The sequence below is a fragment of the Pseudomonas sp. Marseille-Q5117 genome (genome assembly GCF_946901175.1).
Taxonomy (GTDB): domain Bacteria; phylum Pseudomonadota; class Gammaproteobacteria; order Pseudomonadales; family Pseudomonadaceae; genus Aquipseudomonas; species Aquipseudomonas iranensis.
This window is the reverse complement of the sequence record NZ_CAMPPP010000002.1, coordinates 198,016-210,005: the sequence shown is the minus strand read 5'-3', so window position 1 is coordinate 210,005 and position 11,990 is coordinate 198,016. Positions and strand designations below refer to the sequence as shown.

11 protein-coding genes are annotated in these 11,990 nt (G+C 60.1%); 5 read left to right on the top strand and 6 right to left on the bottom strand.

Annotated elements, in window-relative coordinates; genetic code table 11:
• Window positions 1-193: 193 nt before the first annotated feature.
• Window positions 194-2,047: a DUF4105 domain-containing protein gene (locus OC605_RS04080; RefSeq protein ID WP_262136355.1), complete on the bottom strand. Its 1,854-nt coding sequence runs from the start codon at window positions 2,045-2,047 to the stop codon at window positions 194-196.
• Window positions 2,048-2,291: 244 nt separating this feature from the next.
• Complete coding sequence (locus tag OC605_RS04075) at window positions 2,292-2,780, bottom strand: DUF3015 domain-containing protein (RefSeq protein WP_016773112.1); 489 nt, start codon at window positions 2,778-2,780, stop codon at window positions 2,292-2,294.
• A 302-nt stretch (window positions 2,781-3,082) separates the two neighbouring features.
• On the opposite strand from OC605_RS04075, the gene OC605_RS04070 reads away from it, so the two are divergent.
• Together OC605_RS04070 and OC605_RS04065 are read left to right on the top strand one after the other, a co-directional pair.
• Window positions 3,083-5,521, top strand: coding sequence for a Lon protease family protein (locus tag OC605_RS04070; RefSeq protein ID WP_024014367.1), 2,439 nt, complete (start codon window positions 3,083-3,085; stop codon window positions 5,519-5,521).
• A 324-nt stretch (window positions 5,522-5,845) separates the two neighbouring features.
• Window positions 5,846-6,166: a hypothetical protein gene (locus tag OC605_RS04065; RefSeq protein ID WP_016773114.1), complete on the top strand. Its 321-nt coding sequence runs from the start codon at window positions 5,846-5,848 to the stop codon at window positions 6,164-6,166.
• On the opposite strand, the gene OC605_RS04060 is transcribed toward OC605_RS04065, so the two are convergent.
• On the bottom strand, window positions 6,163-7,992 hold the full coding sequence (locus tag OC605_RS04060) for a hypothetical protein (RefSeq protein ID WP_262136354.1): 1,830 nt from the start codon (window positions 7,990-7,992) through the stop codon (window positions 6,163-6,165). The genes OC605_RS04065 and OC605_RS04060 overlap by 4 nt on opposite strands.
• Before the next feature lie 160 nt (window positions 7,993-8,152).
• On the opposite strand from OC605_RS04060, the gene OC605_RS04055 reads away from it, so the two are divergent.
• The 3 genes from OC605_RS04055 (at window position 8,153) to OC605_RS04045 (ending at window position 9,817) form a co-directional block, all read left to right on the top strand.
• Entirely contained in the window at window positions 8,153-8,641 is a 489-nt protein-coding gene (locus OC605_RS04055; protein ID WP_016773116.1) for a TIGR00645 family protein, read from the top strand.
• 132 nt (window positions 8,642-8,773) lie between these two features.
• A complete protein-coding gene (locus OC605_RS04050) occupies window positions 8,774-9,079 on the top strand; it encodes a DUF6482 family protein (RefSeq protein WP_024014365.1) in 306 nt (101 codons plus the stop codon).
• Between the two features lie 120 nt (window positions 9,080-9,199).
• Entirely contained in the window at window positions 9,200-9,817 is a 618-nt protein-coding gene (locus tag OC605_RS04045) for an FKBP-type peptidyl-prolyl cis-trans isomerase (RefSeq protein ID WP_186569384.1), read from the top strand.
• Window positions 9,818-9,954: 137 nt separating this feature from the next.
• On the opposite strand, the gene OC605_RS04040 is transcribed toward OC605_RS04045, so the two are convergent.
• The 3 genes from OC605_RS04040 to OC605_RS04030 form a co-directional block, all read right to left on the bottom strand.
• A complete protein-coding gene (locus tag OC605_RS04040) occupies window positions 9,955-10,212 on the bottom strand; it encodes a hypothetical protein (protein ID WP_016773118.1) in 258 nt (85 codons plus the stop codon).
• A 204-nt stretch (window positions 10,213-10,416) separates the two neighbouring features.
• Window positions 10,417-10,758 (bottom strand): zinc ribbon domain-containing protein YjdM, encoded by a 342-nt coding sequence (locus OC605_RS04035; RefSeq protein WP_186569383.1) that lies wholly within the window; start codon window positions 10,756-10,758, stop codon window positions 10,417-10,419.
• A 196-nt stretch (window positions 10,759-10,954) separates the two neighbouring features.
• The gene (locus OC605_RS04030; RefSeq protein WP_016773120.1) at window positions 10,955-11,923 is read right to left on the bottom strand and encodes a polyprenyl synthetase family protein; all 969 of its coding nucleotides are present in this window, start codon (window positions 11,921-11,923) and stop codon (window positions 10,955-10,957) included.
• Window positions 11,924-11,990: the final 67 nt, after the last annotated feature.

The window sequence follows — 11,990 nt, the reverse complement described above, 5'->3', positions numbered from 1 at the left end:
GATACGGGAAGTCTAGAAGGCGATTCATGAGGCGGCTGTCGAAGGCCTGTGAAAAATCCATTGCACACCACAAAGCGCGTGTGGGAGCGAGCCTGCTCGCGAAGGCGTCGTGTCAGGCAACACTACTATTGACTGACCCACCGCTTTCGCGAGCAGGCTCGCTCCCACATTGGTTTTGTGCTGTGTGCGGGGATCAGTAGTGATACCACTTCACTTCAAGCATGACTTCTGTTTCCGGGCTGGCGAGCTGGCTGAATTCACGCTGCGCACTCAAGCGCAGACCGAGGTTGCGCGACAGCTCCCACTGCTGATTCAGGCTCAGGCTGCGGCGCACTTCGCCGTTGAAGAAGTAGTCGCCCTTGGCTTCCAGGCTCAGATTGCCCAGCGGGTTTTTCCACAGCACGCCGGTGTTGAAGCCACCGGCCGGGGAAACAAACTCGGCGAAGTCGTTGTTGTGTTCCACCCGCACCGTGCCCAGAGCGAAGCCGAGAACGTCTTCGCCCAACTGCCACGTGCCGCCGCCGCCACCGTTGACATGGCTGACCAGCGTTTCGTCGTCATGCTTGCCCGGCACGCGCTCAAGGCCACCGGTGACTTGCCACGACAATGGTTGCAGCAGCTCGTTGCGCGGTGTCAGCGAACGAATGGTCGCCAGGTCCAGTTGCTGCAACTGCCAGTCATTGCCTTCGTATTGACGCAGCTTCAGTTGCAGGATCTCGATCTGCGCGCCGAGAGGAAAGCTTTCGGCGTTGTCATTGAGGTCGTGATAAGCCATGCGCAGGCCGTATTCGCCAAAGGCGCGATCGCCTCGCGTACCGAGCCCGGCCTGCCAGGTGCGGGACTCGTGGCCATCTTCGGGCAGACCGGGTTGCGGTATTTCCAGCTCCGGCGCCGGGTTCTTGTTGATCGCCCGCAACAGTTCGAAACTGCGCTGCGCTCGTTGCGGGTCGCGCTCCTGACCGTTGGCGCGGTAGCGCTCCAGACGATAGGCGGCGTCGACGATCAGCGCCTGACGTGCGCGCGGCAGGGCTTTGAACGCTGGCTCTTGCAGGACTTTTTGATCGGCGCTGACTTTCAGCACCCATTGCTGTTCATCATCGCTCAACGGCTCGGCGCGGCTGAGCAGTTCACGTTCGCGGGACGGGCGATATTCGATGTGCTCGACCAGCCCGGCTTCTTTCACCGCTTTGACGGTGTCGGTCGGGATCGCGGTCAGCGGGAATTGTTCGGTCAGGCGCAGGCTCGGCCGCGCCACTTGCAGCAATTCCAGCAAGCGATACGAGCAGTTTTCGTCGAAGAAGAAGTAGTCGAACTGGATCTGCTTGAGCTCCCACACATGTTCGACCATGCGTGCGGTTTCTTCCTGAGTCAGATTGAGCCGGTATTCCCACAGGTCGCGGTTTTCCAGGCTGCGGTATTCCGAGAGTTTTTCCTGATACGGCACCAGCGCAAACAGCCCCGGGTAGCCGCCCATCAAGCCTTTCCAGGCATACAGAATGCTGTTGTCCGAGCCTTCGATGTAGGCACCGAAGTTGATCGCGTAGCTGAGCAGCGAGGTTTTATCAGCCTGCACATCCGCCTGATCGATGCGCAGCAGGGTGTGGCCGAACATCGACGATGGGCTGTTGAGATACGCCGCCGGGAAAATCATCACCGCACTGTGCGGCGAGACGTCCTTGAACCATTTCCTGTATTCGGCGCATTCCGGCGCTGGCAGGTCAGCGAGATTGAGCTGCGCTTTCAGCCAGCGTGTACGCGCCGGGTATACGCATTGTGCGTGTTGCTCGCCGAGGCTGGCCGGGGCGTACAGCGCCTGCACGGTGGCGGCGAGTTCGCGGTCCGGATGCTCGTTGCCGTCGGGCGCGAGAAAGAACTTCTTGTCGCTGACATAGCTGCGCCAGCCGCCAAGCTTGGCGGTTTCGTAATGACCGAGGGAAATCCAGAAGCGGTCGTTGGCCAGTTGCTGCAAACGTTGAGGATCGATGTGAGGCGCGGCGGACAGCGGGGCGCAGACACAGAGCGCCAGCCAGGCAAGGCGTTTGAGCATAGGTGGCAACTTAAGTCGAAAGAAAAAAAATCCCGTATCGGGGGTAATCACTGCACCCTGTGGCGAGGGGAGTTATTCCCCCCGGGGTGCGAAGCGGCCCCATAAGCTGTGTCACCAATGCATCGGATACATCGCATGCACAGGTTTTACGACTGCTTCGCAGCCGAACGGGGATAAATCCCCTCGCCACAGACCGTAATCAAAATAAAAACCCGCTTCCCGAAGGAAGCGGGCGGGGTCGAGCTTAAGCCTGAGTTGCGTACTTGGCCAGACGTGGGTCCGATTTCAGTACTGCCAGGGTGTTGGTATGCACGTCTTCAGCGGTCACGTCAGCCTTGCTGAAGATCTGCTGGAAGTGCTCGTGGGTCACTTGCGCGAAATGCGCGCGATCTTCCGGTGCTACGCCCAGTACCACGGCATAGGTGGTCAGCGCTTCGCCGTTGCCTTTGGCCATGTCTTCGGACAGCTCGTTCATCATGCCATTCATGGCGAACCAGGATTTGCCGCCATAAGTCAGGGACGCGTTGGTCGAGCAGCCGTTGGTGCCGGAAGTCATACCGAAGGTAGCGTTACCGGAAGTGCCGTTGGTGGTGGAAGCAAGGAAGTGCGCCGGAGTGCCACGCTGACCTTCGAACAGCATGTTGCCCCAACCGCAATCCGGGCCGCCCGGGGCTTGCGCCATTGCGTTGATGGATACAGCGGTGAAGAGAGTACCGAGAAGAATCCGTTTCATAGCTTTGTTCTCTTTATGTGCATACCAATGGACAGGGTTCTGGCCCTTCGCGCTCTGCCCGAGGACAAAGCCGAAAGTGTCAGTGGGCCGGTATTAGTTCCAGCCGCGCAGTTTGGAGTTTAGGCACGTTCCAGCGGTTCCGTGACTTTTTGCAAAATATTTGGAATAAACCTCTGATTTATCGGGACCCGTCGACCGGCCGCGCGCTTGTCTATGCTTTGTCATGTGGCGCGCCTTGCCAGTGGGGCACGGGCAGCGCCAGAATGCCGCTACCTGCCCCGCCTGATTGTTAAGGAAGCCCGATGCCTGATCCTGTTGCTGCCAGCCTGCGTCTTGCGCCCGAAGCGCTGACTCGTCCGTTTTCCGCTGAACAGTTCAGCTTCACTAGCACCAATGATCTGGAGCCCTTTCGCGGTGTGCTCGGCCAGGAACGCGCGGTCGAAGCCTTGCAGTTCGGTGTGGCGATGCCACGCCCCGGTTACAACGTATTCGTCATGGGCGAGCCCGGCACCGGCCGTTTCTCGTTCGTCAAACGCTACCTGAAAGCCGAAGGCAAGCGCCTGCAGACCCCGGCGGACTGGGTCTACGTCAACAACTTCGATGAGCCGCGCGAACCGCGCGCACTGGAGCTGCCATCGGGCACGGCGGCCTCGTTCATCGGCGACATCAACGGCCTGATCGACAACCTGCTGGCGACTTTTCCAGCAGTTTTCGAACACCCGTCCTACCAGCAGAAAAAAAGCGCCATCGACCGCGCCTTCAATCAGCGCTACGACAAGGCGCTGGACATCATCGAACGCCTGGCCCTGGAAAAAGACGTCGCCCTGTACCGCGACAGCAGCAATATCGCTTTCACCCCAATGCTCGACGGCAAGGCCCTGGACGAAGCCGAATTCGCGCAGTTGCCGGAAGCCGAGCGCGAGCGTTTTCACGATGACATTTCCGGCCTCGAAGAGCGTCTGAACGAAGAACTCGCCAGCCTGCCGCAGTGGAAGCGCGAGTCGAACAATCAACTGCGTTCGCTCAACGAAGAAACCATCACCCTGGCCTTGCAGCCGTTGCTGGCGCCGCTGTCGGAGAAGTACGCAGAGAACGCCGGGGTCTGCGGTTACCTGCAAGCGATGCAGGTCTACCTGCTGAAAACCGTGGTCGAGCAACTGGTCGACGACAGCAAGACTGACGCCGTCGCGCGCAAGTTGCTGGAAGAACAATACGCACCGAGCCTGGTGGTCGGGCATCCGGCCAGCGGCGGTGCACCGGTGGTGTTCGAACCGCATCCGACCTACGAAAACCTGTTCGGCCGCATCGAGTACACCACCGATCAAGGCGCGCTCTACACCACTTACCGGCAGTTGCGTCCGGGGGCGCTGCATCGCGCCAACGGCGGTTTCCTGATTCTCGAAGCGGAAAAAATGCTCAGCGAGCCGTTCGTGTGGGATGCGCTCAAGCGCGCCCTGCAATCGCGCAAACTGAAAATGGAATCGCCGCTGGGCGAGATGGGCCGCTTCGCCACCATGACCCTGAACCCGCAGCACATTCCGCTGCAGGTCAAAGTCATCATCATCGGTGCGCGGCAGCTGTATTACACGCTGCAGGATCTCGATCCGGACTTCCAGGAGATGTTCCGCGTTCTGGTCGACTTCGACGAAGACATCCCGATGGTCGACGAAAGCCTCGAGCAGTTCGCCCAGCTCCTGAAAACCCGTACTTCGGAAGAAGGCATGGCGCCGCTGACCGCCGATGCGGTGGCGCGGCTGGCGACCTATAGCGCACGGCTGGCCGAGCATCAGGGGCGCTTGTCGGCGCGCATTGGCGATCTGTTCCAACTGGTCAGCGAGGCGGATTTCATTCGCCATCTGGCCGGCGATGAAATGACCGACGCCGGCCATATCGAACGCGCCCTGAAAGCCAAGGCCACCCGCACCGGGCGGGTCTCGGCGCGGATTCTCGACGACATGCTCGCCGGAATCATCCTAATAGACACCGACGGTGCGGCAGTCGGCAAATGCAACGGGCTGACGGTGCTCGAGGTCGGCGATTCGGCGTTCGGCGTGCCGGCGCGGATTTCCGCCACGGTCTACCCGGGCGGCAGCGGCATCGTCGACATCGAGCGTGAGGTCAACCTCGGCCAGCCGATTCACTCCAAAGGCGTGATGATCCTCACCGGTTATCTGGGCAGCCGTTATGCCCAGGAATTCCCGCTGGCGATCTCGGCGAGCATTGCGCTGGAGCAGTCGTACGGTTACGTCGACGGCGACAGCGCATCGCTGGGCGAGGCGTGCACGCTGATTTCGGCGCTGTCGAAAACCCCGCTCAAGCAATGTTTTGCCATCACCGGTTCGATCAACCAGTTCGGCGAGGTGCAGGCAGTCGGCGGGGTCAACGAGAAGATCGAAGGCTTCTTCCGCCTCTGCGAAGCACGCGGCCTGACCGGCGAGCAGGGCGCAATCATTCCCCAGGCCAACGTCGCCACGCTGATGCTCGATGAGAAAGTCCTCGCCGCCGTGCGCGCCGGCCAGTTCCACGTGTATGCGGTGCGCCAGGCCGATGAGGCGTTGAGCCTGCTGGTGGGCGAGCCGGCCGGAGAGCCGAACGCCGATGGCGAATTCCCCGAAGGCAGCATCAATGCCCGAGTGGTCGAACGCCTGCGCGATATCGCCGAGATGATCAGCGAAGAGGACCTGAAAGAGGCCGAGAAGGAACTGGCGCAGGAGGCTCTCGCCGAAGCCAAACCCGCCTGACAGGCTTGCAATAAACCCTGTGGGAGCGAGCCTGCTCGCGGAAGCGCTGTATCAGTCGACGAATGAGTTGGCTGATCCATCGTCTTCGCGAGCAGGCTCGCTCCCACAATTCTTTTCCAGATTGATCTCTGCGGGGATCTTCGGGGAATGTGCCACTACTCTGGCGCCAATATTCACACAATGACCATTCGGCGCCTTCTGGTTCCATTTGGCTTGCGCGGGACACTTTTCTTCTATTCTCAGGTCAAGGATATCGACAGTATCACTGGATCGAGCCAGTCCTCCCGTGGGGGCTGAATACCGGCTTTACCGAGGGTCGCCGCCATGTCGCGCAACCTCTGTCTCACCCGTCAATGCCTGGGTCTGGTGACCCGGATCGAATGCGCCGTCAAGCCGCTGGCCGGCGACAATGGCATGTGGACGCTGCTCTTCGCGGCCGGCATGGCCGGCGAACAACCTTCCGCGATCAAAGCCCAGGGCCCGTTTCACGGCCCGGTCGCGGCCGAGTCGATTCTCGACACCATCGTTGAAAGCCTGACCTTGCATGGTTACGAACTGGCCGATGATCCGCAGATCTGGAGCTTGCATCTGCAAGCGCAGTTGCGGCAGATCAACGGCGGTCGTGGGCGCAGCCTCAACGGTTAAGGCGCTGTCTGGTCCACCGGCGCCTTGTCGAGCTTGACCTCAAAGCCGTATTGCACGGTGGCGAGGTCGGTGCGCTGATAGGTTTCCACGCGAGTCGGGCGACCGTAAAAATAGTGCACGCCGAGTAGCGCCGGGCCTTCGGTGCTGGCGTCGTGGCTGACCGAAAGAATCTGCTTGAGGTAATGGCCACTGTCGTCCTTGACGAAGAAACGCCATTCGTTGGCCGGGAAGGTTTTCAGGTCGACCACCAGCGTGTTGTCCTTGATCGCCAGGCCTTTGGGCAATGACTGCGCGTCGTAGGATTGCTTGGCCACCGTGGCCAGGAACAACGGCATCGAACCCACGGCAATCGCCGGGGTTTCCGGAAACAGATTCAGATCATAAGTAATCGTCGCTTGCAGCGGATCGACCTGGTACGCCTCGGGCGGCAGTTCGATCGGCTCGTCGAGTTTGCCGCCGCGCTTTTCCGTGAAGAAGGTCACGGGACTGACGCCGGGGTTGAGTTCGTCGCCAAGCAATTCGTCATTGAAGGTGCGGCGGTGGGAAAACTCGATACGCGCCGCGCTCGGCTCTTCCACCGATTGATGAATGCGCACGCCGGCCTTCAATTGTTCCTCGGTCAGGTCCGCGCCTTTGAGCCAGTTGGCGGCGAGGTCGTCATACACCACAACTGGCAGATCCAGCGGCTGCACGGCTTTGGCCGTGGTGTGCGGATTGAAGGTGCGCACCGGCAGATCCAGGGGGTTGCGCGTCACCGTCGCCGAGGAGAAGTCGAGCACGCTGACTTCCAGGGTCTCGATCGGGCCGTGGAAATACACCTTGTTGTAGCGGCGCGGGTGGTCTTTCTCGAAGGCTTGCTGGTCGTCGCTGAGCTGTTTTTCCAGGGTGTCGCTCCAGCTCTTCTGCTTCTGTAACTGCCTCAGTTGCTTCTGGTAAAACTCGACCTGCTCCGGGCTTTCGTTGATCGAGCCGGCGCGCACCAGGTATTGGCCACTGGCGTCGCGGGCCTGGACGATCAGCGGATTGATCCGGGTTTCGGCGACTTCTGCCGCCAGCGGCAGGCTGTTGCTGACTTCGACCTCGGCATAGTTTTTTTCCAGCTTGAGCAGTTTGACGCTGAGGTTGTCGTTCGTGCGAGTCTGGCCGACGTCTTTCTGCGTCAGGTCGAAACTGTACAGGCGACGTGGCGCGATGACTTCGACCTGGCCTTGCAGGCTGACCGGTTGTGGCAGGCTTTTTTTGTCGACGTTGAGGCCATCGATGAACGGGTAGGTCACCGTCAGGTCGTCGGGATTGGTCACGTTGGAGCTGGACGGGCTGAGCTGAATGCCCGGATCGGTTTCCGACCACTCCGGCTGCCAGGCGATCACGCGTTTGTTGCTTAGCGTCACCGAGTGCCACTCGATGCCGTGCGGGAACAGGAAACCGCCGGGAATGTTCAGGTTGAACGGGTATACCGGTTGCAGATCGGTGAGGTAATCCGAGCTGGCGTCCTTGTGCAGCACGAACAGGCCATTGATAAAGGTATCGACCAGCGCTTGCGGGGTAGGGTAGTGCTTGAGCACGGCGAGGGCGTCGGCGCCGTATTCGGTGTGCGGGGTGATGTCGTCGAGCTTGAGTCGGGCGCGTTCGAGCAACAGCAGCGAACCGCCGAGTTCGGTGATGGCGTCCTTGAGCTTCGGATCGCTGATCGTGTCCAGTGACTGTTCGAAGGTGGCGGTCTTTTCGTCGAGGTTGGCGACTTGCTTTTCATCGCCGGGCGAACAACCGCCGATGAGCAAGGCTAGGCAGATTCCGGCAGTCGTCAAGGCTGATCGCACATCCATTTCCACGCGTCCTGTCCACTGTCATTGGGCTGTCAATGCTTTGGACACTAGCAGAAAAACTTTGTCACACACACGCAGGTGGCGGATTTTCCGGCGGTTTCTGGCTGTCACAGCGGGCTGTTATACTCGCCGCCATTTCCAGCCCCTTGTGTGAGAGTCAATGGAACGCTTTATCGAAAATGCAATGTACGCCACCCGCTGGCTGCTGGCGCCGATCTACATCGGCCTGTCCCTCGGTCTGCTGGCGCTGGCATTGAAGTTCTTCCAGGAAATCATCCATATCCTGCCCAATGTCTTCGCCATGGCTGAATCGGATCTGATTCTGGTGCTGCTGTCGCTGATCGACATGGCGCTGGTGGGCGGTCTGCTGGTGATGGTGATGATTTCCGGCTACGAGAACTTCGTCTCGCAACTGGACATCGACGAAGGCAAAGAGAAGCTCAGCTGGCTGGGTACCATGGACTCGTCGTCGCTGAAGATGAAAGTCGCGGCGTCGATCGTGGCGATTTCTTCGATCCACTTGCTGCGCATCTTCATGGATGCCAAGAACGTCGATCCCGAGCATCTGATGTGGTACGTGATCATTCACATGACTTTTGTGGTGTCCGCGTTTGCCATGGGTTACCTGGACAAGGTCACCAAGCACTGATCAGCCGATCAAGGCAAAAAAAACCGCCCGTCTGTTGCGAAACAGACGGGCGGTTTCGTTTGTGGCTTGTGCTTTCAAGCGCAGCGGCCTATGCCTGTAACGGTGCGATTCGCCACGGTGTGAGGTGCTTCCATGAACCTGCAAGAGTTGAACGCGTTTGCTGTTGCCAGGAAGGTCGACGAATTGAACCTGATCTCCATGGAAGGAGGCATTTACCTGTTGGAAGCGAGGATGCATGGGACGGCGTATCCGTTGAGCGATCTCAAGGGCAATATGCTGACGCTGCGCTCAGTGGAGCACGCGCGGGATCTGCTGCATGCTTTCCCGGTGCTGCCCTTCAACCTTGTGCACACCTCGGTCCATGACGAAATGTGCGGGCTGGTCGCTGACCTCGATGAAAGCCTGAAAGTGCCGCTCGCCTGGCGCTCGGCCCTGTAGGCCCGGCCCCAAGTCCGGGGTATCTGTGCTAGTCTGCTCGCCCTTTTGGTTCCGGGCGCGCCGGGACGCGCTGTGCACGCACGGCAAGTCCTGTGGCCGTCCGCACAGCGGAGCAGTGTCATGTCCGAAGTAAATCTGTCCACCGACGAAACCCGCGTCAGCTACGGTATCGGCCGTCAACTCGGCGACCAGTTGCGCGACAACCCGCCACCGGGTGTCAGCCTGGACGCGATCCTGGCCGGTCTGACCGACGCTTTCGCCGGCAAACCAAGCCGTGTGGGGCAGGAAGAAATGTCCGCCAGCTTCAAGGTTATCCGCGAAATCATGCAAGCCGAAGCAGCTGCCAAGGCTGAAGCTGCGGCTGGCGAAGGCCTGGCCTTCCTCGCCGAAAACGCCAAGCGTGACGGCATCACCACCTTGGCTTCCGGCCTGCAATTCGAAGTGCTGACTCAGGGCGAAGGCGCCAAGCCGACCCGTGAAGATCAGGTGCGCACGCACTACCACGGCACCCTGATCGACGGCACTGTGTTCGACAGCTCCTACGAGCGCGGCCAGCCTGCAGAATTCCCGGTTGGCGGCGTGATCCCGGGCTGGACCGAAGCTCTGCAACTGATGAATGCCGGCAGCAAATGGCGCCTGTACGTGCCGAGCGAACTGGCTTACGGCGCGCAAGGCGTGGGCAGCATCCCGCCGCACAGCGTTCTGGTGTTTGACGTCGAGTTGCTCGACGTTCTGTAATACCGAGCCTGCCTTGATGGCGGGCTAACCCTGTGGGAGCGAGTCTGTTTGCGAAGGCGGTGTGTCAGTCAACTCAATCGTCGACTGCAAATCCGCCTTCGCGAGCAGGCTCGCTCCCACAGGTTTTGTACTACCGCTCATATTTCGATCTTGTTGTGCAGCTCATTGGTCGGGCGCAAGGCCCGGGCATAGCAGAACAGGAACAGATTGCGCACCAGCTCCTTGAGTACCAGCGGCTCGCTGGAATTGAGGCTGCTGACGTCCAGATCGCCTTGATCCTGCAGCTCATGCAAGGCTTCTTCTTCAAGCACCGCGCAGACTTCGCCGGTTTCCCGATGGAGGATTCTGAGGTACGGGTGTGGGCGATCCAGCCAGGCGTCGATCAAATAAGTCATGGGTCTCATCTCCTTGAAAGGTTTCAATGAGAATAATTCTTATTCATCAAATAGCAAGTGCCTATTGGCGGATCGTGGTGTTTTCCGGGTAAAGGTTGTGTCAAGTCAAAATGGCTGGCTGATGGCCATGCGCGGATTCATTGAGCTGAAGTGGGGAGGGCAAAGCTCCATCCCACGGCTGGCGCAGGATGGATGACGCAAGGCTCAGACTTTTCTGACGAACTCGGATTTGAGCTTCATCGGGCCGATGCCATCGATCTTACAGTCGATGTCATGATCGCCGTCGCACAGGCGGATGTTCTTGACCTTGGTGCCGACCTTGACCACCAGCGACGTGCCTTTGACCTTGAGGTCCTTGATCACGGTGATGGTGTCGCCGTCCTGCAGGACGTTGCCGACCGAATCTTTCTTCACGGCATCATCGGCCGCCACTTCGGCTTCGCCGCTGGCAGACCACTCGTGGGCGCACTCGGGGCAGACCATTTGGGTGCCGTCTTCGTAGGTGTATTCGGAATTGCATTTCGGGCAGGGTGGCAACGTGCTCACTAAGGTTCCTTGGGTATCAGGAGGACTAAAGGGCGCACATTGTATAGGGTTTTACGCGGAGGAGGGCATAGCGCAGAAACAACTGTGGGAGCGAGCCTGCTCGCGAAAGCGCTGTGTCAGTCAACATTGAGTCGATTGGCAGATTGCTTTCGCGAGCAGGTCGAATCGTCGCACCGTCGCTCCCACAGGGGATGAATCAGTGCGTGCGGGCGACCGCGAACTCGCTCAGTTCCACCAGCGCATCGCGGTATTCGCTGGCCGGCAGCGCCTCGAGGCACTTGATCGCGCGGGCCACGTAATCGCGGGCCAGTTGCGCGGTGTACTCCAGCGAGCCGGACGCTTCGACGGCGATGCGGATGCTTTCCAGGTCTTCGATCCCGCCTTTCTGGATCGCCTGACGCACCAGTGCCGCCTGTTCGGCCGTGCCTTCGCGCATGGTGTAGATCAGTGGCAGGGTCGGTTTGCCTTCGGCCAGATCGTCGCCGACGTTCTTGCCCAGGGTTTCCGCGTCGCCTTTGTAGTCGAGCAAGTCATCAACCAGCTGGAACGCCACACCCAGGTGATCGCCGAACGTGCGCAGGGCTTCGCTCTGCTCGGCGGTCGCGCCGGCGAGCGCGGCGGCGCTGTGGGTCGAGGCTTCGAAGAGCATCGCGGTCTTGCCGCGGATGACTTCCATGTAGGTTTCTTCGCTGGTGCTGGCGTCACGCACCTTGGACAGCTGCAACACTTCGCCTTCAGCGATGATCCGCGTGGCTTGAGACAAAATCTTCATCACCGGCATCGAGCCCAGTTCGACCATCATTTCGAACGAGCGCGAGTACAGGAAATCGCCGACCAGCACGCTCGGGGCATTGCCCCACATGGCGTTGGCGGTCGAGCGGCCACGACGCATCCCGGACATGTCGACGACGTCGTCATGCAGCAGGGTCGCGGTGTGCAGGAATTCGATGGTGGCGGCCAGCAGGCGCATGTCGTCGCCTTCGCGCCCCAGGGCCTTGCCACACAGCAACACTAATAAAGGACGCAGACGTTTGCCGCCGGCCGACGTGATGTAATCGCCGATTTTCGATACCAGCGGCACTCGAGACGTCAGCTGCTTCTTGATGATGCCGTCGACGGCGCTAAAATCGTCCGCCACCGCGCGGTAGAAAGCTTGGGGTTGCATCAGCGAGAGTCGCTCCAGAAGGGTTGCGCGGCATGCTAGGACCCCCGTCCAGACCTGTCAAGGCGCG